Genomic DNA, 24,242 nt, shown 5'->3' with positions numbered 1-24,242 from the left:
GAGGTCATTATGAATCACGACTTTTGGAAAACATTGCATGGCTGGTTGAACGTTGCCCACAGCATCGACATTCAGGCCAAAAAGCGTTTGCTGCTGGAGATGCATCGTCAAATCTCGGACCCCGGCTTGAGAAGCGACATTCAACGCATCGTACGTTTGATGGACCGGGAGCTGTTGGCCCGCGCCGAATGGGCGATGTACTGCGTCATGCAGTTGCGTTAACTTTTTATCCGCCCTGGTTTGCCAGGGTTTTAATCACCCGTCGGGGCTCATTACCCCTCGGGGCGGTGCGCCCCTTGTCATTTGAGGCTAGTCCTCGAGGAGCTCACCATGTATCAATCTTATTCCATTGCCGATACCTTCGGCATACCTGCACCGGCCGCCATGAAAGTGGAAGGCTTTATCCCTGGACAAAACGTCTATGTACCTGCACAAAAGCCGTATGTGTTTCGCAAGGATCACTTGCGCGATGTTCTGGCGTTTTTAGGCGCACACAATGGCGATGGCTTATACCTGACCGGTCCTACCGGTTCCGGTAAAACCTCGTTGTTGGAGCAAGTCGCGGCGCGTCTCAATTGGGGCATGCATTCGGTCACCGGTCACGGTCGACTGGAACTCAACGATCTGCTGGGTCAGTACATGCTGGTCGACGGCGGCGCGATGAAGTGGATTGACGGCCCGTTGACCCTGGCGGTTCGCTTAGGGCATGTGCTGTTGATCAACGAAATTGATGCCATTGATCCGGCAGAGCTGATCGGCCTGAATGAAATCGTCGAAGGCAAGCCGTTGACGATTCCGCAGACCGGCGATGTGATTGTCCCGCATCCCAAGTTTCGTTTGGTCGCCACCGGCAATAGTGCAGGTAGCGGCGATCAGTCGGGCTTGTACCAAGGGGTATTACGGCAAAACCTCGCTTTTCTGGATCGGTTTCGTTTGATGGAAGTCGGTTACCCCGAACCGGAAGATGAAATGAAGTTGTTGGCTGATGTGGTGCCGAGTATGCCGGAAACGGTACGCGAGAGCATGATCAAGGTCGCCAATCAGATTCGTAAAGTCTTCATTGGCGGCGCGGATGGCGGCGGCATGTTATCGGTGACCTTATCCACGCGCGGTTTAGTGCGTTGGGCGTCATTGGTGGCCACTTTCAAAAGTGCGCCCAATGTCTTGGCCTATTCGCTGGATCGGGCATTGACCTTTCGGGCCGAACCCGCCGAACGCGAAGCGATTCATCGCATCGCCAAGGATGTGTTTGGCGATGACTGGACGGTTTAAGCATGGCCGCCTGGAATCTCTATCGTCATCGTAACAGTGACGGTAGTTCCAAGGATTGGGCAGTCAGGAGTAATTCGGATGGTTCGATCACCACTCGTTGGGGGAAAACGGCAGATAGTTTGCCGGGCGTTAGTAACCGATACGGCGTTAAGCAGTTAGACATCGAACGACAAAAGCAGACCAAGGGCTATGTATTGGTCGGCGCAGTGGATATTGATGTGAACGGCAAGGTGGTGTTTCCGAGTAAGACTTCGGTAAATACATCACAAAAGCCGCCTGAACCTGACGCAACTCCCGAGTTTGTGCCAACACCACCAGTCGAGGCACTGTATTGGACCATTGATTGCCATGCAAAGCAGTCCATTCGTGTGGAATTGGGTATCGAGGTCAGGCGACTGATCGGCGTTATTCAAACCGTATCGGATCATCAGCCTAAGCCTAAACAAGACTGGGATGGCTGGCAACAGTGGATTGATGCCACCCTCAATGCCGAAACCTTTGAACTCAGTGGCCAGATCAAATCAGTGAATGGCGTTTTGCCTTGGCTGTTTTTACTAGCGCTGAAAGCAAAAAGCTTCAAAGGCGTGGAGATTGATATTGCCACCGAAACTGCCCGAGATCTCTCGGTTGATCTGAAAGTTGAACAGGAGGTGCTGGCATTTTTCGGTACTGATCTGGACAGCATTCGTGACACCGCAGAAGTCTTAGGTTTGCTCAAACCCCGATTAAATCTGGCAGCGGCCATGTCCGACACGGACGACTGCTGGTTTTAACCGGTTTTTTATTTTCATTAAACCCGACAGGGGCACATCGGCCCCAGCGGGGATGGGTGTGCCTCTCATTTTAGGAGGTTCCCATGTCCCATGAAACGCAAGTGATCTTAGACCGCGTGGTCTTGGTAAAAGTGGACGCCAATATCTACGGCGCTCGCAAGAAACTGAAAAAAGAAGACCTGGTGCTGGCCGACGGTAGCAAATTGCCGCCGGAGGATTTAGCCAGCTTAGGGTCTAAACGTTTGCTCGATCCCGATAAGCTGACGGTATTCAACCGCCTGAAGAAGGAATCCGAACGCATTTGTTTACGCGTCGGCACTCGCTTTATGGGGGGCTTTGCCGTACCGGTTGAATCGGCCGCCAGTATTACCGCGGAACTTGAGCGTATCGGGCTGGATTTTGCAGTGGCTAAAACCGAGTTTATTGCCGGCTATGATGCAGCGGTGACAGACTGGGTGGTTCGCCATCCGGAATTTGCCGGCATCATTGAACAAGCAGTGGATTCGGTGGAGTTTGTCTCAACGCGCTTGTCGTTTGATTTTCTGGTAGTCAGCGTCGGGTTACCCGATAGCTTGCAGCCGGCGGACATCGCACGACTGGAAAGCAAAATCGGTTCACTCAGTGAGCAGATGTTCTACGAAATCTCCGTGGAAGCCAATCAACTCATCGAGCAATCGTTGCTGGGCAAGGAGCAAGTGACGCGTAGTGCGTTACGGCCGATTCGCCGCATGAGGGACAAACTCGATGGGCTAGGTTTTCTGGGTCATCGGGTCGCGCCGGTCGTCAGCACCATTGACGATCTATTGGCTAGGATTCCCACCAAAGGCGCCATTGAAGGCAGCATTTTGCAGGAGATTTTAGCCACGGCAATGCTGTTGTCCGATCCGGATAAAACCCGGCGGCATGGTGAAGGATTGTTGGTAAATCAAACACCCGTTGTTGAAGAGACGGATGTTGATGAAACCGTCGATCATGCAGAGTTAGAACCACCAACGGTACTAACAGCAACAACAGTCGCAGCCGAACCAACACCAGTCATCGCTGAAAGCGCTTCAGACATTACCGATTTTACCGATCTGTTTGACGGTATTTTTGATGATGAACTTGAAGCGGATTCTGCAGCGGATGACTGCGCGCTTGAGGTCTTGCTGGATAAAAGCCAGGCCAAACTGGAAACCGGTAACTTTGCAGATAAACCCAACCACTCGGAGAATTCAGCAACACCTGAAACGGTGATTGCAGGAAGCGATGACGAGGCGGACGATTCTGACCAGGACTACTGGTTCTGATCTGACGCCATTTAACACTTTACCCACTGGGGCAAATTCATGTCCCACTGGGGTCATGGTTTGCCCTTTATTTAGGAGCACACCATGAAAAATAGAACCTTACAAAACGCATTTCCCATCGTCGCGGCCGCCATCGGCAATCGCTTTGGCGTCAAAGTCAGTGTCGGCGGTGATAAAGCCGAAACCGATGGGCAAACCATTTGGCTGCCGGCCTATGAGGGTGATGATCCGGATTACCAAGATGTCGCCTGGGGGCTGTTGGCACATGAAGCGGCGCATATTCGTTATTCGGATTTTACGCTGCGCTTTGGGCATTCGGTATTGCGCAGGCGCTTATGCGGTGCCATCGAAGATGTCCGCATCGAGCACGAACTGGCCAAGGACTTTCCGGGAACGCGACTAACCATCCGCACCGTGATTGAAAAGATGATTGTCAAAGGCGACTTTGTGGCCAGCAGTATTGATGATCATCCTGCCAATATTCTCTACAGCTTTGTATTGAAAAATTTGCGTGTAACGGTACTGGGTCAAACGGCCTTACTGCCTTTGGTCGCGCAAACCGAAGTGGCACTGAAAGCGAAATTTCCGAAAGGTGCCGTAACGCGGCTGAAAGGCTTGTTGTCAGAAGTGCCTGATGGTTTGCAATCGGAATCCGATTGTCTGCATTTGACTGATCGTATCCTGACGATGATTGAGCAGGAGTTCGAGCAACAACGGCAGCGCAATCAGGCCCAGCAATCGGTAGATGAGGATACATTGTCTGACCAGACTGATACGGATGATGCAGAACAAGACACTGGCGACAACGCGTCTTCAGAATCGGAGGGTGACGATGATTTGAATCCGGGAAAGCCTGACGAGGAACCGACAACATCTCCCGATAGTACCCCATCCAACCCGCAAGGGGATGATGAAGATGCTATGGAGATTCCTGACCCGATGGGCGTCTTGCAAACCCTGTTGTCCGCCGGAGACGGTGACATCGAGCAGGATTTATTCGAATCGCTGAAATCGGTGTTGTCGTTAGCAGCGGAAAACGTATCGGAACTGTTGATGCCCAGTGGCCACGAGCCGCCCATGGACGAGCGAGCCGGTGCGTTTTTGCTGCGTAAGGTGCAAGGCGAATCGGGAAAAATCCGCGCCGCTTTGCAAGGCCTGGTGCAATCGCAAACTCTCAACCGCTCGCAACACGCCTGTCGTGGACGGCGGATGGATGGCAAGCGTTTACACCGTTTGTCCTTGGGTGAAACCAAGGTGTTTCAGCGCAAACAGGCCAAATCGGCACCCAATACGGCGATACATCTGTTACTCGATAAATCCGAAAGTATGGGTTACCAAGTGACTGATAGCCAAGGCCAACCCATCGGATCGCGTATGCCGATTGCGTTGGAAGCCACCTTGGCACTGGCATTGGCATTTGAAGGTATTCCAGGCGTCAATCCTGGCGTCACCGCGTTTCCAGGACATCAAGACGACTCGGTATTTCGCTTGCTGGAACATGGCCAACGCGTGAATACTCGAACCGGCGCCTTTTCGCTGGCCGCTACGGGCAGTACGCCGATGACCGAAGCGATTTGGTTTGGTGCGGCCTCGCTGCTGCGTTGCCGGGAACAGCGCAAAGTGCTGATGGTAATAAACGATGGTCAACCCAACGATACCCTAAGCACGCTGGAACTCCTGCAGCGCTGCCGCGATAGTGGTATTGAAACGGTCGGCGTGGGATTGGGATTGGATGTCAGTCATCTATTTCCGGTTGCCATAACTATTAACGATCTGTCGGAGCTGAGAGCGCAATTGTTCGAGCTCTCGAAAGCGGTGTTGTTGGCGGCCTAAGTCTCGGCCAGTCAATTGTCCGTAGCCCAATCCTTGGCGTAATGCCTTGGATTGTGGCTATGGGTAGCTGATTGCAAACGCAGTTTGTCGAATGCACTCACTTCCTGGAGCCCATTCGACAAACAGACATTTCATGCGTTCTTTTATGAATGCTGAATCCGGCCTCGGTCGGCGTTCCGTCATTAGGCGGCGAGCACGTTAAACCGTGATCGTGTTGGGTGCGTAAAACCCGATGTAAATCGCAGTGGTATGACCCTCTGCAAATTCTAAACCCGCTTCGGGCGACCATCGCCCGGCTGGGTGCTGTTCATTCGAAGTGTTTTCTTAAATTTTCAAAGGAGAACTTCAATGAACTTTATTTTCGGCATCATTATTTTGGCGCTGTTTATCCTCGCCTTGCGGGTAATTTTGGCAACGTGTTTGCAACTGCTGGCGATGCTTAAATCAGGCAAGGCAGCTATCAATCGCTATCGTGCGCAACAATCCGCTAAACGTTCGCTGTCGGTCATCATGCCGCGCATGGACCATGACGTGGATTGGCTGGCGATGTCGGATTCGGTGCGGCAGGAAATCCATAGTCGCAACGCAGGTTCCAATCGGCAAGTTGATCGATTGGATGTGGAGTTGCAGGTAAAAACCAAAACCATGGAACTGATCAAGGCCGATATTCAAATCGCCAAGCTGCTGCAGGAATTGGAAAAAGTCAGGCCGACGGTGGTGTTGCAGGACGTTGATTCCGGTAAACGGACTAAACGCTCGAAAAAAGCAACATCACTGACAGAAGGCGATTCAAACAAATCATCACATCCGGTGCATCAATTACGGACCGCTCTAAAGCCTGGCAATGTGCAAGTGATTCCGGCTAATGAGCTCGCCCGCCATTGAAAACCGACCACTGAGCACCCGTTTGTGTTTTGACAATACGAACGGGGCTTCTGTCGACTGGTGCTTCAAACTGAGTCGGCAATAAGTCTGACGGTATCAAGGCCGAAAGATCTTCTTGGCTCTCGCGCCTAAGTTGGCGAATGCGGCTCAACAACATCCAGGCGGTTTTTGGATCGTCAATATCGTTCAAGACTTCCGCTTCGGCGTAATCCAAATCAGCAAATAATTTTTTGCAGATGGGGGTGGCTTGATCGTTGGAATCCAGCGGAATCGCCATCGGTTTTTTCGTTGGATACGTCTCCTTGGTCTGACTAAGACTGAGGAATTCAAAAATGCGCAAAATATCGTCAATCATGGCTGTTTCTCTGCTTTTTAATGAGTTTTAGCCACAATATACCGATTTTTACGCGAATTCAACCCCGCTGTATGAGCCAATTTTCAGCTTTGATCAGCGTTTTTAACCCTGCGGGAACCTCATCCTGCCGGGTGGTCGTTCCTGCGATTTTTTGGAGGCAATGACCATGTCATCAACATTAGAAAATGGCGTTAGCCATTCGCATTCTGAAATTGAAGGTGTTTGGTATTTGAATCAGTACCGCTGCCCTTACTGCAAAACCGAATGGGAGGATGTATGGGATTGCGGCTGTAACGATCGCTGCCCGGACTGTAACAAAGAGATCGAGCCTTATGAAAGCGCATTGATCGAGGGTGAATCGGCGGAAACCGACTCGCCAGTCCAAGAACCAGCCTTAGCCAATGCCACGCCGGAAGGCATGAATCGACTATTCGTAGTGTCCTACGAGATCGACTATGTCCATCGCGTGTCGGTAGGCATCACAGCGGAGTGTCCCGAATCGGCACAACAGATTGCCGAACAGGCATTCAATGACGCCACCATTTGGGATGACACCGCCGCCATACCGTTATTGTCGGATGAATACCTTGAGTCGGGCGATGAAAGCTTGGTATGGGAATGCGTGGCCGTTGAACAGCTGCCGGAACCGGATCATTCGGTACGGCAATTGAAGAAAGAACAAGCGGCCATGCGGGTTTGCCGGGGATTGGTTGAAGCCTATCAACAAGGTGAAGCCGGCGGCGGCAGTATCGATTGGGACGATTTGGATCAGTTAATCCCTCTGGCATTGCAAGCCTTGGGAAAAACAGCGCTCGAAATCAAATCCTAAACAAATAGCGCGCGTTGTTCAGACGCGTAATTCGTAAAAGCCTGAGTTAGCCAAGTCATTCGATGCGGCGCTCATTTTTTTCCACCCAAACGGGAATGTCCTATTCCCGCTGGGGATTCGTGATGTTTCCGTTTTTTCATTGAGGACAACATCATGACACAAATCTTTGAACACACATTCGGCACGGGGCATTGCATCCAATATCAGCGTTTGGCCTCCGGCACCTGTTATCACGCCGACACACCGGAATCGGTGGTCGAGCTGTTGGAACAGCTTCGGCATAGCCGGCGCAAAATTCGGCTGTATTACGGCGATCCAACAACCGGTCAGTCCTGGCTCGATGAACATGATGTCATCGGCTGGATTGGCCGCTCGACCGGCACGATCAAAGTGCCGTTGTTGATCGAACCCGGTGATATCGGCGGTCCGGCATTACTGGATCACTGCATAGTCCGTGTCGACAGTCCCCGCCAGGTGCTTTACCAACACGAAGACTTTCGCGTCGGCGAGGTGGAACTGGTGAGAGGTGAGCTTAAACGCTTGCCCTGGGAAATCTGGATCGACGGCAGCGTGCAAGCCCGGTTCAAGGCAAAAACCGAAGCCCGGCAGTATCAGGACTTCATTCAAGGTAAGCGGTTTGCGTTGATCTGACGCGCCGTTTGATTTCGACACTCGGATAAGCCGAGATTTTTTATTTTACCCCTGCGGGATGATTCTATCCCGCCAGGGATAAATCGGTCGTCAGGGGCTTCTTTGGAGAATACCATGACAGACCCCTATCAATATTACCCAACGCCAGAGGCACTGAGCCGTAAAGCTTGGGCGATGTTCAAGAACCAGCAATTCGCTCGGGTATTAGAGCCCTCAGCAGGCGAAGGACATTTGCTTCGTCCAGGGCCATACCAGTACGGTAAACGTTTGCCGATCGATTGCATTGAAATCGATATCCGCAAACACGCGGCTCTGCGCGATGAAGGCTTTGCTGTGGTGGGGATGGATTTTCTGCAGTTTCAAAGCGGCAGTGTCTATTCGCACATCATCATGAATCCGCCGTTTTCCGAAGGCGCCAAACACGTGTTGAAGGCTTGGGAGATCTTGTTTGACGGTGAAATCGTCGCCATTCTCAATGCCGAAACTGTGCGCAATCCGTTTTCGAAAGAACGCCAGTTGTTATTAAGGTTGATCGAGCAGCACGGCGAGGTCGAGTTTCTGCAAGAAATGTTCGCCGGCGAGGATGCCGAACGCAAAACGCCGGTCGACGTGGCCCTGGTCTGGTTGAAAAAAACTTCGACGTTCGAACAGGACATCCTCGGCAGTATTCTGGACGATTTGCGCCAGGATCGTCGGGAGGCCGACGATTTAGCGGGCGAGTTTCAACTGCCCCATGAGTTGGCCTTGCCGAATGCCTTCATCGATAACGCGGTGTTGATGTTCAACGCCGCAGTCGAAGCAGCGCGACAGGCCGTGGTCAGTGAAGCCCGTGCCAGCCGTTATCGGACCATGCTGGGCAAAACGCTCGGCGAACTGAGCGGTGGCGGTATCAGCAGTGAAGACGACTCGTCATCGGATGCGGTGAAGCGGATGCTGTTCAAACGCTATCACGATCTGAAGAATCGGGCCTGGGCCAGCATTTTACGCTCTACGCAGGTGACTTCACGCTTGTCATCGACGGCGCAGAAACGCTTGGAGTCGGATTTTGAAGCGGTGAAGTCCTTGGAATTTACCGTGCCGAATATCTATGGCTTTCTGCAAGGCATCATCGATCAGCAAGGTGAAATTCAACTGAGCATGGTGTGCGATGTGTTTAATCTGATCACCCGCTATTACAGCGATAACGCAGTGTTTTACATGGGCTGGAAAAGCAATGACAAACACCGCACGCTGGGCATGCGGATCAAAACTACTCGGTTCATTCTGCCGGGTCACGGCTCGAGTTCTTACCAAAACGGTCTGAATTGGGAGTCGGAACGGCTATTAGCGGATTTCGACAAGGTGTTTGCCTTGCTCGATGGTAAGACCGAAGCGGAAGTGAGTTTGGTGTCGGTGTTTCGGCAGCATTTTCACGCGCTTCGGGTTGGAAAACGGATCGGTGGCAGTTATTTTGACGTTCGCTATTATCCGGGCGTCGGCACCATCCACTTTTTTCCGAAAAGCAAAATCTTGATCGATCGGATGAACCGTTGGGTTGGCCGCCAGCGCCGCTGGTTGCCACCGGTGGAAAGCCAAGCCGGACAAGGTTTCTGGCAGCAGTTCGAACAAGCGGAAAGCTTCGATAAGGCGTTTCATGCCGAAGTGAAAAAGCAATCCAAACTGGAGGGTCGGAATTACCGTTTCAATCCCTATTGGGCCATCAACCACGGCGGCGCGTCGGAACGGGAACAAGGCCAGCGTCTGTTAACCCAGGCGATGAGCAGCGTGTTGGCCAGCCGAGGCATCGATACCGACAGCTTGTTGGATAACGATCAAGGCTGTGTCCGACAATTGGACTGGGATGGTCTGCCTGACAGTAATTTGGCCTTAGTTTCATAGCCAGGGCACAAAACCTCAAGCAATACGCTTACATAATCACTAATCAACCCAGTATCACCCGCCTTGGGGAGATGAACAGTTCTCCCCAAGGGGGTAGTCTGTTTCATGTTCTCGGGGCTTTTTTTATACCCGGATATAACACATGAAAACACAAACTAACGAAGTCGCGATGAAAGTGAACCAAGCCAACTTGGTCAAAAGTCTACGCTTCAGTTTCACCAACAAAACCACGGTGCTCGGCGAGCTCATCCAAAATGCTCGCCGGGCCCATGCCGCCATGGTGGTGATTAACTATTGTTCTGAAACCAAAACGCTACAGGTTTTGGATGATGGCTGCGGCATCGACTCGATTGCAACACTACTGACAGTCGCCGAATCCGGTTGGGATGCAGACGTGGTTGCCCATGAACATCCGTTTGGAATCGGATTTTTATCGGCACTGTTTGCCTGTCGGAAAATCAGCGTCATTAGTAAAAGTGGTTCGATTGACGTCGAAACCGACCACATTTTGGCATTTAAGCCGGTGACGATCACACCAGTCCAAGATTGGAACGGCATCACTAGCACTACCTTGCAGGATGTGGATATGGACATGAGGCAAATTACCACGACTCTAAAGCGTTTGGTACTCGGTTTCCCCATTCCAGTGCTGTTCAACGATCAATTACTTGAACGCTCATGCGCGCTGGATTGCGGATTGACCTTTGTTGAAACCGAGATTGGCGCAATCTATCTGCATGGTATGGACCAACCCAATGGAGCGCAATATGAGTTTGATATTTATCTGCAAGGTTTGCCCATTTATTCCTCGCATAGCTACACATCACATCGCCATATCATTCATCTGGACTCTTCTCGTTTTCACGCCCGCTTGCCGGATCGTGACAAACTGGTAGACGAAGCGGATGTCATCAAACGGATTAAAGCGGTTCTAGCGCAAACCATCGAACAGCGGTTTATCCAGATGAAAGCCACTCAGTCTGCCAAAGATTTCGTAGGTTTTTATGAAATGCTGCGGCATTGGGAGCTTTTGAAGTTACTCAACGATGTGCCGGTAGTGCCGCCTGAGGCTTTACGCGAAATCATTGCTTATCCGGTTTGCGATACCGAGGTTTTTGATAACTTCGAGCAGCAACCGGATAAAGCTATGACCCGCGCAGAAGTAGAGGCTCGCGGCATCGTATCAATTGATGATGACATCAAAGAGGACGGCGCTGGGCGTTATTTGTTTGCCTGGAGTCGGGATTATTTGCTTTACCACGGTACGTTGGATAACGGGCATTGGATTCATACATTAATTCGGCATCTCAATGATGAAGAGCTGGTGATTGAAACGGTCAATGAAACCCATCAGGCTCAATTCCAAGGTGATTGGTGTTGGGTCTACGTGCGTTTTTGCGAGGCTTACCGAATCCGGCTTGGACAGGATGTTGTTGAAATCACGGATGGGGCTTGCTACCAAGGTCAGGAAAACGCTGATGACATCATTGTGCCCAGAGGCGAAAGCTCGGCTCAGGTGTTGCAACAAATGGCCAGCTTCAGAAGCGAATACGATGAATTTCAGGAATCGACCTTTGAAAGCGATTCGGATGCTTTCGTTGCTTTTGTGGTGGCCAATACCGCCAGCGATCCAGCTAATGCTATGCAACGCTTGTTACCGGATTTTTGCGGCTGTCCTGCGCTGTACGGCAAAACCTTCGTGGTGGAGTTGGATCAGCAAGGCAAACCGGCTTCCGTGATGGCATATCCAGCGGCTCAATCCGTTCAAGCGCAAACACTTGTAGCTGATATAGGTAGCTAAGTCTCTTTTATATACGAGCGCATTATCCAGCCGGATAATGCGCTAGTTTTCATCACCGCAAATGAAATCACGCTAAAGTTCCATTCATGAATAGTGATAAGAAACCACTAGTGTCCGGTTAAAAGAGCCTCTAAAATGCGGTAGGCCTTATGTAGCAAGGGTTTCAAAGGACTAAAAGCTGTCTCCGACTTGAAGGAAAAACCAATCTTCATGCAGTCTGCTGGTTTTTTAACCGGTGGAGAGCGCGATGTACATTGGCAAAACTTTGTTCGCCCAAATCATGGACGTTTTGCCATGGAAAACCTTTCATCGCATCGTGACCCGTTACGATGGCGATTACCGAATCCGAACACTCAGTTGCGCCGAGCAGTTTCGGATTCTGGCTTTCGCGCAACTGACCTATCGGGAAAGTCTGCGTGACATCGAAGCCTGGTTGTCGGCTCAATCCAATAAGCTTTATCACATGGGCATCCGCACTACGGTTTCTCGCTCGACACTGGCCGACGCCAATGCCAACCGTGATTGGCGCATCTATGCCGAATTTGCTCAGCGTTTGATCGCGCAAGCGCGGAAACTCTACGCCAGCGAGGACTTAGGGTTAGACTTGAGCAATACCGTTTATGCACTGGATTCGACCACGATTGATCTGTGTCTGTCCGTGTTTCCCTGGGCCCAGTTTCGCACCACCAAGGCGGCGGTCAAATTGCATACCTTGCTGGATTTGCGCGGCAGTATTCCAAGCTTTATCCCTATCTCGGACGGCAAAATGCATGACGTCAAGGCGCTCGACTTGCTGATACCCGAACCGGGAGCTATTTATGTGATGGATCGCGGCTATGTCGACTTCGCCAGATTGTATGTCTTGCATTTGACCGGTGCGTTCTTTGTAACGCGAGCCAGATCCAATCTGGATGCTCATCGCATTTATTCAACCCCAACCGATCGTCATCTCGGTATCATCTGCGACCAAACTATCGCACTCGATGGCTTCTATACCCAAAAAGACTATCCTCAACACTTGCGCCGTATTCGATTTAAAGACCCGGAAACCGGCAAGACGCTAGTCTTTCTAACCAACAACTTTACCTTGACATCGCTAACGATTTGCACACTCTATAAAAGTCGATGGCGGGTCGAATTATTCTTCAAATGGATCAAGCAACATCTTCGTATCAAGTGTTTCTATGGCACCTCGGAAAATGCCGTCAAATCCCAACTCTGGATCGCCGTCTCGGTTTATGTCCTGGTCGCCATCATCAAAAAACAACTCAATCTGGATGCTTCTCTCTACACTTTGTTACAGCTTTTATCGGTCACTTTGTTCGAGGAAATCCCCATTCAACAGGCCTTACAGGGCATCGAATACATATCCGATCAAAATGCCTATTCTAACCAATTGAATCTATTCAATTCTTAACCGGACACTAGTGATGTCTTGGTGGTGATAACGCATTCTATCCTTATCCGAGGGTTGACATCCAAGGCTGAATTTCATCAGTTCTTGAACATAAACTCGCTATCGTCTGTTGATTGGCTCGTTTTTAAGAATCTCATATTGTGCCACAGAACTAATCCTAATGAGACCGTTTAGCAAAAAGCCTCAGTTTCGGGTAATGCTAACCTCCACTTGTGAATTAGTCCGAACGCTGAAACCAGTCCAATTGTTGATGGAGTGTAACTACCGAACCGACAATAATCAGCGTCGGCGGCGTCATCTCGGCCTGTTCCACACGACTGGGCATATCTGCTAGTGTTCCGGTTGAAACCCGCTGGTTTCGGGTCGTGCCTTCCTGAATGACGGCAATGGGGTGATTGGCCGGACAACCGTACTCGATCAGCGATCGGCAGATGGTTGCCAATCCAGCCAGTCCCATATAAATCACAATGGTTTGATTGGGACGAGATAATTGCTGCCAGTCGAGATTGATACTGCCGTCTTTTAAGTGGCCGGTGACAAATGTGCAGGATTGAGCATGATCGCGATGGGTCAGCGGAATGCCCGCATAGCTGGCACAGCCTGCCGCTGCAGTAATGCCAGGCACAACCTGAAAGCTGATCCCTAGTTGTATAAAGGACTCGATTTCTTCACCCCCACGACCAAAGATAAAAGGATCGCCCCCCTTTAATCGGGCTACCCGTTTGCCGGCCAGGGCTAAATCAATTAACAGTTGATTAATCGACTCCTGCGGTAGGCTATGGTTATCCCTCTGTTTGCCGACATAGATTTTCTCGGCGTCTCGTCGGGCCATATCGAGCACTTCTATAGAAACCAGCCTGTCATAAACAATAACGTCTGCCTGCTGCAGCAGACGCAAGGCTTTAAACGTTAATAAATCGGGATCGCCAGGACCGGCACCTATTAAATACACTTCACCCTGATTTGCTGTAGGGTCAGCCTGCTGCAGTTGCGACCGCAGCAGTTCTTCCGCTTCGTTCTGCTTGCCTACAAAAACTAATTCAGCCACTGGCCCTTGTAAAATCTTTTCCCAGAAAACTCTACGCAGACTCGGTTGTGGAATGCGTTGTTTGACCAATAATTTGAATTTTTCAGCCAATTGCACCAACAGGCCAAACGATGCCGGAATGGCACTTTCCACCCTAGCCCGTAAAAGTCGCGTTAATACGGGAGATACACCACTTGAGGATATGGCGACAAGTAGGGGCGAACGATCAATAATGGCCGGGAATATAAAGGAACATAACGCCGGATCATCAACCACATTAACGGGGATTTTCCGCTGATTCGCCAACTTGGAGACCTCTATATTCGTGGAGCGGCAATTGGTAGCGGAAACCACGAGTCCCATACCGTCGATGTCCTCATGCGTAAATGCTTTTTGGCGGATAACGATTTGATTTGACTGTTGCATAGCAGCTACCGCGTTACCAACTTCCAAAGCAACAACGATGATGCTGGCTCCAGCCCGCAGCAGTAATTCAATTTTTCGCGCCGCAATTTCGCCAGCGCCTACCACCAAACACGTTTGGTCTTTAACTTTTAAGAAAAGAGGAAAATAATCCATAACGCTTTGTTTTACTGCTATGGAACCGTGCAAGTACTTTGATGATAAATCAGCTCTTCGACAGGTCGACCGCCCACCAAATGCTCATCAATGATGCGCTGTAAATTGGTTTCATTGACGTTGTAATACCAGATACCGTCGGGTTGCACGCATAGGATGGGGCCGGATTTGCAGGTGGCAAAACAGTGGGTGCGGGTGCGCTTAACCCTGAGTTCGCCTTTGTCGATACCGGCTGCTTTAAACTTCTCGCCCAGGGTTTCGAATAAGGCCTGCGCTTGGCCATTTTCGGTGCAGCGAGGACCGGTACACACCAGCAAGTGGCGTTTGTAGTCACCCATTTTGGGTTTTTCTGGCATAGGTGTCGTGTTATCAGTCATGGTGGGTAGGTTCCAGAACAGTTGGGGCGCTAAATTGCGCTCGGTCATCGCGGTAATGTTGTAGGGCTGTGCTGTCGAAGCCTGCTTCGTCAGCGACTAACCATAAGTTGAATAAGGCGTCGCCGTGTTGATCGAGTACCTGAATGCCATAGGCTTGATCATCACGGCTGACAAACCAAATCTGCTGCGTTTTGCGCCAGTCGATGTGCAAATGAAAGGCGTCGTTGACGATACTCACCCAGCCGTTTTTGCTTTGCAAATCAGCGGCGTTAATCAACAATTCCGCCACGGCACCCGCTTCGCTGCGCACCACGGCGCGTAATTTGCCCCAAGTCTGGAATGATTCCAGCAAACGATCATGGCTGTCCGGGATTGCCCGTTGCGCGCTGAAGATGCCGGCAGGATCGTCAGGTGTGGCTTGACTGACAGCATCGAGTATCTCCGACAACGGCTGGGCGAAGTATTCCGCCGCCTGTAGCAGAGTCGCCTTGGGTGTGTCGCGCAAATATTGCCGCACACAAGCTTTCCAGCCCTCCAGGCCCATGCTCAGCGAACGCCCCGCCTGTTCGCCTGCTCGGGTTTCGCCGGTCATGGCGTCATATTTGTTGGCATAGCCGCGTGGCGTCACCATCAACCCTGCACGGACGAAGGTGCTGCTGTTGCCAACCAAGACCGTGGTCAACATACCAATATCGCAATCGGCCATCTCCTCCAAGCGAACCAGCTGAATGTGTTGCCGAGCACGATAACCGGATTTAACGATCGCAACCGGCGTGTCCGGGCTCCGATGACGCAGCAATATAGTTTGCGCTTCGACGATATGCTGCGTGCGGCGACCGCTTTTCGGGTTATACAAAGCTACCACGAAATCCCCGCGCGCCGCGCTTTCCAGGCGGCGGGCGATCACCGGCCAAGGCGTCAACAAGTCGGACAGCGAGATCGAACAAAAATCATGGGTCAGCGGCGCTCCGACCAGGGATGCGCAACTCGACAACGCGGTACTACCGGGGACCACTTCCACCTGAATTGGATCATCCGGCGTCCAACCACTGTCCAGCAGCAGTTCGTAAGTAGGCCCGGCCATGCCGTAAACACCGATATCGCCGGACGACACCATAGCGACGATTTTGCCCTGCTTGGCATGTTCATACGCTTCGATACTGCGATCGAGTTCTTCGGTCATACCTTTTTTGATGACTTCCTTGCCATCGAGCAAGTCTTGCACCAGTTTGATGTAGGTGCTGTAACCAATCACCACGTCCGCTTCCGCAATCGCTTGGCGAGCGCGGGCAGTCATGTGCTCATGCGCGCCGGGGCCGATACCCACCAGTAAAATTTTGCCTGTTTTTTTCATTTGATTCTCGCTATCGAAACGGTGGCGTTCTTGCCGTCCGTGCCGCAATATTTATGTTTCTCTACCAGTAAATCCGACAATTCGGCATTGGCCGCTCTCAAAGCGGCCGCTTCCGCCACCGCCGGTGTACCCATGTATTTCATGACCACCTCGGATGGATTCGGTACCGGAATGGCAGCCAAGACTTCTGCCGGGTAAAAAAACAACGGCCAACGGTGTAGTTGGGCCAGTTGTAACAGGGCCGCTTCGTCGTTTTTTTTGTCGATGCTGGCCAAGCCGGCTACCGTAGATACATCGAGCCCGCAACGCCACAAGGCCTGGGCCAAGGCTTGCCGCAAGGTATCCAGGCTGGCATTGCGGTCGCAACCCATGCCAATCATGACTTTCATACACTTACGCTTGATCGGTGGGCGGCCTATACACCACCAATCGCTCAGCCAGTTGTTGCCAAACGGCCGGATCGATGGCCCGGTGTGTAACCCATAAAACCGACCGGTATTGTTCGGTATCAACGTCCTCGAAACGCTGGAACAGATGAATATTGGCCGGTAACGGCGATGGCCGCGTCCACCAATTTGAGCTGCCGGCTTCCTGCACGAAGGCAATCGGCAGTTGATTGACCACGTCCGCCGACACACGCGTGATGTTGACCTTAGGGGCTTCCACTTGCCAGCCCAGTTCACGGCCCAAGATATCCACCGGAATGGTTTTGCCCACGTCCGATGCGGTGGTCAGTACCGGCGTGGCATTTAGCAACGCGGCGACCTTTTCGGCATAAGCATTGGCACCGCCGACATGGCCGGATAGCACCGGGATCACGAATTCGGCGGCATCGTCGATCACCAGCACACCGGGATCCACATCCTTGGATTTAAGATGCGGCGCAATCAGCCGTACCACCGCACCGAGCGACACCAGAAAAATAATTTGGTCGTAGGATGCGAACAACTCGCCGAGTTGCGCGCTCAACGCCCCCTGATACACGCAACGCGGATTGGCAAAATCACCCAAATGTTTGGATTGCTTCTCCGATACCACCACCTCCGCTTCGGGGAGTTGTGGTGCCAGGCGAGTGGCAATCCCGGCGCCGTGTTTGGTAATCGCCACCAGGGCGACACGCACTTCATTCATCGATTGAGTCCTTTTTCTTGCGGCAACCGCGCTGCATTTCGCTGCGCTGACGGCCTGGGTTTTTGATGATAAGTAACGACAGATAATTGACCTTTTGCCCCTCGAGGCTGGCGATGTCGTGCACCATGCGTTCTTCCGGCGCCCCGGCTTTTTCGATAAACCAGCCTTGACCGAGCAAATCACGGCGGCGCAGCAAATCGATTACATCGTCCAGCAAAGGTTTGACCTTAAGCAGCACCAAGGTGTCGAAATCCTCGAGCAGGCGTTCAATCTGATCAATGCCGTATCCGGCGGGGATGATGGCGATAGTGTCATCAACATCAGCCAGCGGTTCGCCACTACGCGCCGCAGCGGCATGAAACGACGACACCCCCGGCACGACTTCCACGGTGACATCGGCTTGCAAAGCACGCACGCTGCGTTGCAAATGGCCGAAAGTGGAATAGGTCGAGGCGTCGCCCTCCACCAGAAACAACACATCCTCGCCGCGTTGTAATAGTGCCAACACGGTTTGTGCTGCTGCCAGCCAGTAACGGGCCAGAATCTCGGCATCGTGAGTCATCGGAAAATGCAGCTCGCTATGTTCGACAGGCAGTTTCAGGCCGGCGCTCAAGGCTATATTCAAGGCATAACTGTCGCTATTTTTCTTGCGTACCGGATAGGTCCAGTGCCGGGACCCCGATAGTAAGTCCCAGGCACGGCGGGTAATCAAGCCAGGGTCGCCGGGGCCGAGTGAGACGCCGTAGAGTGTGCCGAGTTTAGTGTTCATCGTGACCGAATAATATGGGCTGTAAAGAATGGGTGGCAGATACGATCCACACTGGATTTTCGGCCTGCATGCGATGCATATTGAGAATCGGGCTACTACGCGAGGCTTGAATCTGACAGACGTCCCAGTCTGCGCCGAGTTGTTTCAGGGTATCGACGGCGGTGGACAGGTTTTCCAGCGTGACGAAGTTCATCACCAGCCAACCCGCCGGGCGCAAACGCCCTAAACACAAGGCTATCAATTCCGCCAATTCGCCACCGGAACCGCCGATGAATACTGCATCCGGATCGGGCCAGGTGTCGAGAAATTGCGGCGCCTTGCCATGCACTAAGCTGTAATTGCTGATACCCCAGGCAGCCTGATTCTGTTCAACATTAGCCATGTCATCGGCGTTTTTTTCGATGGCAAAGACATGACCCTCCGAACATAGCCGCGCCGCCTCCAAACCCACCGATCCGGAGCCGGCGCCGATGTCCCAGACAATACTTCGACGCGCCAATTGCATCCTCGCCAACGATACCGCACGCACTTCGCGTTTAGTGATCAGGCCTTTTTCCGGCTTGCGCTGCTGAAAGCTGTCGTCGCTGACGCCAAACAATACCGGTGCGGACAAAGCCGTTTTGCGTTTTAGAATGACGACGTTGGGATCGAGATAACGGCTTTGAGCGACCTCCGCGATACTCAGCCAGGCGTTGATTCGCTGTTGCGGCTGCTTTAGAGCTTCAGCAATCGCCATTTCGAACGCATCGGCCAAGCCTTCGATTTGCAATAAGCGGGCGATACGTGCTGGGGTGTTGTCCGGGCTGGTCAATATCGCCAGCAAATCGTGTTGGCGGCAGCGCTGAGCTAATTCGTACAAGCCATGCTCCGGCGTGGCCCCGCCCAGCCATTCACCGGCATCCTTGCTGTGGATCGAAACGATAGCGGCGGTTTGCCAAGATAATTTCAACTCGGCAAAGGCTAGTTGTATCGTACTTAGATTGGGCAAGATGCGTACCCTTCTGGACTCCAGCTTGCCGGCCAGGAAACCGGCGATGCCGTGGCACAAGGGATCACCAGTCGCTAGTACAGCTACTGCTTCATTTTGCGCCAACGCGACATTGATCCAGTCCGGCACTTGTTTGAGTTGCCCGGTTAAGTCGTAGTGTCTGGCCTGAGTAATGTCTTTAGCCAGCGTTGCCAGCAGACGGCTGCCGGCGATGACATGCTTTGCTTCGCGCAATGCCTGCAAGGCCTCCTGGCTCAGGCTGGCGACGCCGTTGTCTAGTACGCCGATAAAACTGCACATCGCTTGCATGATCAATTCCTTCCGGCTTCGGCCAGTTTGTTGCCATCGAAATCGCACACCAGAACACTGATGTGAAAACCGCCGGGATAACGGTTTTCCAAGGTGGCGATGACTCGGTTAGCCAGTTCGACATGAAATTCGTATTCCAATCCCAGCTCGGCCATGCATTCGGAGGCGTAACGAGCGGTTTCCTGGGCGGCGATGGCGTCGCATACATCGTCCGGCGCTCCGATGCTGCGGGCAATGTCGGCCACCAGTTCCACATCGACTGGGGCGCGACCGGCATGCGTAATGGTTTCACCCTGAGCCATTTTGGTCAGCTTGCCGACCATACCGCCAATGATGATGTTTTGAATGCCGCAACGAGCGGCGGTGTCCAGTGCTGGTGTCAGAAAGTCACCCATTTGCACGAAACAGCTTTCATCCAGGTCGGGCAATTCGCGCATCACGAATTTCTCGGTGCGGCCGCCGGTGGTCAGCACCACGCTAGCCTGCCCCTGATTGGCCGCAACTTCCACGCCTTGCACCACGCTAGCCCGAAACGCCGCCGTGGAATACGGATGCACGATTCCGGTCGTACCTAGAATCGAAATACCGCCGATAATGCCCAAACGATAATTCAGGGTTTTTTTCGCCATCTCTTCGCCGCCCGGCACCGAGATCGTTACCTGTAGGCCTCGGGTTTTTAGCGCTTCGGCGGCGATCAGACGGATGTTATCCTCGATATTTTTACGCGGAACCGGATTGATGGCCGGACCGCCGACCGCCAGCCCCAAACCGGGCCGAGTGATCAGGCCTATGCCCGCGCCGCCTTGCAATACGATAGTATTCGGTTGTTCTATCCACATCACATCCGCCGTCAGCCGAGCGCGATGGGTGCAGTCCGGATCGTCGCCGGCGTCTTTTTCGATGACAGCATGTGCTCGGTCGTTCTGTACGAAGCTTTCTTCGACTTTGAATGCCACGTCTTGCCCATTGGGCAGCACGCAGTCGATAGTGTCCGGCACGTGCCCATTCAGCAAACCCTGCACTGCCGCCCGTGCCGCTGCCGCCGAACAGGCGCCGGTGGTGTAACCCTTGCGGGTACCTTTGGGTTTGCGTTCCGGCATTGCCATGCTATCAGCCGTTTTTCTGCCGGGTTTCCGTCAAGCTCAACAAGGCATGAATCGCCGCGACGACCAAGGTCGAGCCGCCCTTACGTCCACGGGTGATGATCCATGGCACATCGGCTAATTCGGCGAGTAAATCCTTGGATTCCGCTGCAGAGACAAAACCGACTGGCATCCCGACGATCAGTGCCGGCTTGACGCCTTCTTCTTTGATCATCCGCAACACTTCCAACAACGCGGTCGGTGCGTTGCCAACTGAGACGATACCGCCGGCGATTAAACCCAGGCGTTGCGCTTTACGCATGGCTTGTACCGCGCGGGTGCTGTTGACCTGTTTGGCGGCGGCTATGACATCCGCATCGGCGATGAACTGGCGGGCGCTGATGCCAAAATGCGCTAGGCGCGGCTGCGATAAGCCGACGCAAATCATTTCCACGTCGGCAACGATCGGCGCACCATTTAAAATGGCTTGAATACCATCTTCGACTGCATGCGCGGAAAACTCGGTCAGGCCATTAAACTCAAAATCCGCAGTGGCGTGGATCATGCGACGCACCACTTGCCATTGGCCGTGGGAATAATGGTGCTCGCCGACTTCGCGGTCGACGATGGCAAAGGAATCGTGTTCGATTTGTTGCCCAGCCTGGGTCAGTTGTTCGGTTTGAATGTTGTGGCTCATGGCTACTCTAATGATGGTGGTGATGTTCGGCTTGCTCGCGATACTGACAGCCGTCGCATTCCAGCATTTTCGGCGCGATCGGGTCCCAGGCTTCGGTAACCCGTTGATCAAGCAATTTAAAAATGGCCGGATCAAAACCAAAATACGTACCGGCACCGAAGACAATCTGCGGATATTGGCTTTGCAAGCGTTCGATTTGTTTGCCGATGCGCTCGATCAGCAAGCCGGTAAACAGGTAATAGGGCAAAATCGCAATCTGCGTCATGCCCAGTCGTACTTGACGTTGCACAGCGGTTTCCAAACGCGGATGGGTAATACCGGTGAAGGCAATGTCGACGAGTTCATGCTCGGTAGCTTCAAACAGCCAACGCGCTAATTTTGCCAATTCCCCGTTGGCGACTTTGTCGGAGGAGCCGCGGCCTAATATGATCACACCGGTGGTTTTTGGATCCGGCATCGCCAGAGATTTGAGTGCCGTTTTGAGCTGTTTTTGCAGAATGGCCAGTAATGTTTCGTTGCTGCCCAAATGCGGCGCGTAGATGAATTCGACCGCCGGAAAATTTTCGCGGGCTTCCTCGATGTGCTCGGGAATCTCCATCTTCACATGCCCGGCGGCGCTGATGATCAGCGGTACGATTATCACGCGGCTAGATCCTTGCGCGGCGCGGCTCAATCCTTCTTCCAACAGCACCTCGGCGAGTTCGATATAGCACAACTCAATGCGCCAGTCGGGGTGTTGCGCCTGCCATTGTTGTTGAAATTCGCGAATTTCATCGTTGCCGGCCTGATTGCGCGATCCGTGGCCGACCAAGAGAACGGTGGTTGTCATACTTATTCCTTAGATTGAGGCCGCTCGGCGCGGCGAAAACGATGGGTAAAACCGGCATCATAAAGTTTGGATTTTTTTAACGATGGCCAGTGCCGCGCGCCCAAGGTGGGGCTGATGACGATCATGGCCTGACTGTTGATTTTGGCGGCCCGGCAGCGTTCGCGAATATCAGCCAGGGTGCCGCGAATAATCTGTTGTTCACCCGGCCAGCTGGCTTTGTGGACCACCAATGCCGGTGCATCATCCGACCAACCTGCGTCTTTTAACTCGCGTTCGATCGTGGGCAGCAAGGTGATCGATAAAAACAGGCACAGCGTGGTGTGATGGCTGGCCAATTCTTGCAATGATTCACCGTCCGGCATCGGTGTGCGGCCTTCAACACGGGTTAAAATCACGGTCTGCGTGACTTCGGGCAAGGTCAGGCTTTCGACTGCACAAGCCATCGCGGCAAACGCCGACGAGACGCCCGGCACTACTTCGACGGCAATGTTGGCCGCATCCAGTGGTTGCACCATTTCAATCAATGCACCGTACAAGCCAGGGTCGCCGGTTTGCAGGCGAATGACGGTTTTGCCCGGACCGGCTTGTTCGGTCAGCCAGTTGGTAATCTGCTCCAAAGTCATGTCTTTGGAATCTTTGATCAAGCAAGCGCTTGGTGCCCATTGCGTCGCGGCGGCTTGTACCAGCGAACCGGCGAACAAAATGGCGTCAGCCTTGGCGATTAAGTCGCGGCCTTTGACGGTGATTAGATCGGGGTCACCCGGACCTGCGCCGACAAACCAGACCTTCTGCTGATTAGGCTGAATAGAGTGAGCGCTCATAGAAAAAATCCAGCCGCAACCTGCGGATTGAATGGGAAATAGTTATGCAGATAAGACCCTTGCAGCGAACCCACCCGGTAAAAGTTTTCGCTGCGACTACGATTGCGTTGCGGCTTCGATTCGGTGAACGGTTGCAGTGTGGTTTCCAGTTGCGAGTGATGAAAGCTATGCCCGCGAATTTCACCTTGTTCCAACTGCACGCTGTGCATGCCAAGATTGACCAGCCGTTTTTGCATCTGCACGCTACCGGGTAGTAATCCTGCCATCGCTGCCGCATTGCCGTGTTTATCGGCCAAACGTTCCAGCAAATATAAAAAACCGCCGCATTCGGCGTAAATCGGTTTACTGGCTTGATGATGTTGCTGCAAGGCTTGTTTCATGGCGACATTGTCGGCCAATGTTTGGAGATGTAGTTCCGGGTAACCGCCGGGCAAATAAACACTGTCTGCCTCGGGTAATACGTGGTCTGCAAGCGGCGAGAAAAACGTCAGTTCAGCGCCCATGGCTTGCAAACAATCCAGATTTGCTTGATAGATAAACGAAAATGCGGCATCGCGAGCTACCGCGATACGCTTACCAGTCAGCAATTTCGGCGGCGGATCGGTAGTAATCGGCGCGAAGGTGACCGGCTCCGGCAATCGGCACGGCGCAAGACTGCCGAGCAATTCGGCGGCTCGCGCCAGGCGAAGATCGAGATCGCCGATTTCGTCGGCCTGCAACAAACCCAGATGTCGCGAAGGTAAGCCGACCGCGTCGTCTTTCGCCATCGCCACCAGCAAAGGCATGTTATTCGGCAACGCTTCTTCTAGCAGTTTGGCATGACTAGGACTGCCGACTTTGTTGGCGATGACCCCGGCAAACGGTAAGTTGGCACGGTAATGGGCTAAGCCATAAGCTACTGCGGCAAAAGTTTGTGCCATGCCGCCCGCATCGATGACAACGGCCACAGGCACGTCTAGTGTTTGTGCCAAATCGGCGCTGCTGCTATCGCCGTCGAACAAGCCCATGGCACCTTCAATCAAGATAACGTCAGCGTCGGCGGCGGCGTTATAAAGCATCTCACGGCAATGCGCTTCGCCCATCATCCATAAATCCAGCTGATAAACCGGTTGTCCGCAAGCAAAGCTCAAGATTTGCGGATCGATAAAATCCGGGCCGGTTTTGAACAGGCGTACCTTTCGGTTTTGCTGGCGATGGTAATAGGCCAAAGCTGCAGTTATGGTGGTTTTGCCTTGCCCGGAGGCAGGGGCGCTGATCAATATCGCCGGGCAATGGCGTGTTGCGGTAGCATTCATC

General features: G+C 52.7%; 24 protein-coding genes. 11 read left to right on the top strand and 13 right to left on the bottom strand.

Going from position 1 to position 24,242, the window contains the following annotated elements; all coding sequences use genetic code 11:
- Positions 1-9: 9 nt before the first annotated feature.
- The 6 genes from METH11B_RS0101525 (at position 10) to METH11B_RS0101500 (ending at position 6,052) form a co-directional block, all read left to right on the top strand.
- On the top strand, positions 10-222 hold the full coding sequence (locus tag METH11B_RS0101525; RefSeq protein WP_026600462.1) for a hypothetical protein: 213 nt from the start codon (positions 10-12) through the stop codon (positions 220-222).
- A 108-nt stretch (positions 223-330) separates the two neighbouring features.
- Complete coding sequence (locus METH11B_RS0101520; RefSeq protein ID WP_026600461.1) at positions 331-1,272, top strand: AAA family ATPase; 942 nt, start codon at positions 331-333, stop codon at positions 1,270-1,272.
- Between the two features lie 2 nt (positions 1,273-1,274).
- Positions 1,275-2,045: a hypothetical protein gene (locus tag METH11B_RS0101515; protein ID WP_026600460.1), complete on the top strand. Its 771-nt coding sequence runs from the start codon at positions 1,275-1,277 to the stop codon at positions 2,043-2,045.
- Between the two features lie 83 nt (positions 2,046-2,128).
- Entirely contained in the window at positions 2,129-3,334 is a 1,206-nt protein-coding gene (locus METH11B_RS0101510) for a DUF3150 domain-containing protein (RefSeq protein ID WP_026600459.1), read from the top strand.
- 84 nt (positions 3,335-3,418) lie between these two features.
- Complete coding sequence (locus METH11B_RS0101505) at positions 3,419-5,167, top strand: VWA domain-containing protein (protein WP_026600458.1); 1,749 nt, start codon at positions 3,419-3,421, stop codon at positions 5,165-5,167.
- 348 nt (positions 5,168-5,515) lie between these two features.
- Positions 5,516-6,052, top strand: a complete 537-nt coding sequence (locus tag METH11B_RS0101500; RefSeq protein WP_026600457.1) for a hypothetical protein — start codon at positions 5,516-5,518, stop codon at positions 6,050-6,052.
- Here the strand turns inward: METH11B_RS0101500 and METH11B_RS0101495 are convergent.
- Positions 6,030-6,407 (bottom strand): hypothetical protein, encoded by a 378-nt coding sequence (locus METH11B_RS0101495; protein WP_026600456.1) that lies wholly within the window; start codon positions 6,405-6,407, stop codon positions 6,030-6,032. The genes METH11B_RS0101500 and METH11B_RS0101495 overlap by 23 nt on opposite strands.
- A 166-nt stretch (positions 6,408-6,573) precedes the next feature.
- Between METH11B_RS0101495 and METH11B_RS0101490 the strand changes: the two genes are divergently transcribed.
- The 5 genes from METH11B_RS0101490 (at position 6,574) to METH11B_RS0101470 (ending at position 12,983) form a co-directional block, all read left to right on the top strand.
- A complete protein-coding gene (locus METH11B_RS0101490; protein ID WP_026600455.1) occupies positions 6,574-7,236 on the top strand; it encodes a hypothetical protein in 663 nt (220 codons plus the stop codon).
- Between the two features lie 153 nt (positions 7,237-7,389).
- A complete protein-coding gene (locus METH11B_RS0101485; protein ID WP_026600454.1) occupies positions 7,390-7,887 on the top strand; it encodes a hypothetical protein in 498 nt (165 codons plus the stop codon).
- A gap of 114 nt (positions 7,888-8,001) precedes the next feature.
- Positions 8,002-9,765, top strand: coding sequence for a DUF4942 domain-containing protein (locus METH11B_RS0101480; RefSeq protein ID WP_026600453.1), 1,764 nt, complete (start codon positions 8,002-8,004; stop codon positions 9,763-9,765).
- Between the two features lie 142 nt (positions 9,766-9,907).
- Positions 9,908-11,566, top strand: coding sequence for an ATP-binding protein (locus tag METH11B_RS0101475; protein ID WP_026600452.1), 1,659 nt, complete (start codon positions 9,908-9,910; stop codon positions 11,564-11,566).
- Between the two features lie 247 nt (positions 11,567-11,813).
- Positions 11,814-12,983, top strand: coding sequence for an IS4 family transposase (locus tag METH11B_RS0101470; RefSeq protein ID WP_026600451.1), 1,170 nt, complete (start codon positions 11,814-11,816; stop codon positions 12,981-12,983).
- A 217-nt stretch (positions 12,984-13,200) separates the two neighbouring features.
- Here METH11B_RS0101470 and cysG read toward each other — a convergent pair whose 3' ends face one another.
- The 12 genes from cysG to METH11B_RS0101410 are packed head-to-tail and all read right to left on the bottom strand — an operon-like array spanning position 13,201 to position 24,241.
- Positions 13,201-14,589 carry a siroheme synthase CysG gene (gene cysG, locus METH11B_RS0101465; protein ID WP_026600450.1) on the bottom strand — a complete coding sequence of 463 codons (1,389 nt, stop codon included), beginning with the start codon at positions 14,587-14,589 and terminating at the stop codon, positions 13,201-13,203.
- A 17-nt stretch (positions 14,590-14,606) separates the two neighbouring features.
- On the bottom strand, positions 14,607-14,966 hold the full coding sequence (locus tag METH11B_RS0101460; protein WP_036275537.1) for a (2Fe-2S) ferredoxin domain-containing protein: 360 nt from the start codon (positions 14,964-14,966) through the stop codon (positions 14,607-14,609).
- Complete coding sequence (gene cobJ, locus METH11B_RS0101455; protein WP_026600448.1) at positions 14,959-16,320, bottom strand: precorrin-3B C(17)-methyltransferase; 1,362 nt, start codon at positions 16,318-16,320, stop codon at positions 14,959-14,961. The genes METH11B_RS0101460 and cobJ overlap by 8 nt, the downstream gene beginning before the upstream one ends.
- Positions 16,317-16,709: a cobalamin biosynthesis protein gene (locus METH11B_RS0101450; RefSeq protein ID WP_026600447.1), complete on the bottom strand. Its 393-nt coding sequence runs from the start codon at positions 16,707-16,709 to the stop codon at positions 16,317-16,319. Before METH11B_RS0101450 ends, cobJ begins: the two co-directional genes overlap by 4 nt.
- 4 nt (positions 16,710-16,713) lie before the next feature.
- Positions 16,714-17,451: a cobalamin biosynthesis central domain-containing protein gene (locus tag METH11B_RS0101445; protein ID WP_026600446.1), complete on the bottom strand. Its 738-nt coding sequence runs from the start codon at positions 17,449-17,451 to the stop codon at positions 16,714-16,716.
- Positions 17,444-18,220 carry a precorrin-2 C(20)-methyltransferase gene (cobI, locus tag METH11B_RS0101440; protein WP_026600445.1) on the bottom strand — a complete coding sequence of 259 codons (777 nt, stop codon included), beginning with the start codon at positions 18,218-18,220 and terminating at the stop codon, positions 17,444-17,446. Before cobI ends, METH11B_RS0101445 begins: the two co-directional genes overlap by 8 nt.
- A complete protein-coding gene (locus METH11B_RS0101435; RefSeq protein WP_036275536.1) occupies positions 18,210-19,517 on the bottom strand; it encodes a bifunctional cobalt-precorrin-7 (C(5))-methyltransferase/cobalt-precorrin-6B (C(15))-methyltransferase in 1,308 nt (435 codons plus the stop codon). The genes cobI and METH11B_RS0101435 overlap by 11 nt, the downstream gene beginning before the upstream one ends.
- 2 nt (positions 19,518-19,519) lie before the next feature.
- Positions 19,520-20,623 (bottom strand): cobalt-precorrin-5B (C(1))-methyltransferase, encoded by a 1,104-nt coding sequence (locus METH11B_RS0101430; protein ID WP_026600443.1) that lies wholly within the window; start codon positions 20,621-20,623, stop codon positions 19,520-19,522.
- Between the two features lie 4 nt (positions 20,624-20,627).
- Entirely contained in the window at positions 20,628-21,296 is a 669-nt protein-coding gene (locus METH11B_RS0101425) for a precorrin-8X methylmutase (RefSeq protein WP_026600442.1), read from the bottom strand.
- Between the two features lie 7 nt (positions 21,297-21,303).
- Complete coding sequence (locus tag METH11B_RS0101420) at positions 21,304-22,125, bottom strand: sirohydrochlorin chelatase (RefSeq protein ID WP_026600441.1); 822 nt, start codon at positions 22,123-22,125, stop codon at positions 21,304-21,306.
- A 2-nt stretch (positions 22,126-22,127) separates the two neighbouring features.
- Positions 22,128-22,946 carry a precorrin-4 C(11)-methyltransferase gene (cobM, locus tag METH11B_RS0101415; RefSeq protein ID WP_026600440.1) on the bottom strand — a complete coding sequence of 273 codons (819 nt, stop codon included), beginning with the start codon at positions 22,944-22,946 and terminating at the stop codon, positions 22,128-22,130.
- Positions 22,943-24,241 carry a cobyrinate a,c-diamide synthase gene (locus METH11B_RS0101410; RefSeq protein ID WP_026600439.1) on the bottom strand — a complete coding sequence of 433 codons (1,299 nt, stop codon included), beginning with the start codon at positions 24,239-24,241 and terminating at the stop codon, positions 22,943-22,945. The genes cobM and METH11B_RS0101410 overlap by 4 nt, the downstream gene beginning before the upstream one ends.
- Position 24,242: the final 1 nt, after the last annotated feature.

This window comes from Methylomonas sp. 11b, assembly GCF_000515215.1.
In the GTDB taxonomy this organism is placed as follows: domain Bacteria; phylum Pseudomonadota; class Gammaproteobacteria; order Methylococcales; family Methylomonadaceae; genus Methylomonas.
Note: the sequence above shows the minus strand (reverse complement) of the source record. Positions and strands in the feature narration are given on the sequence as shown.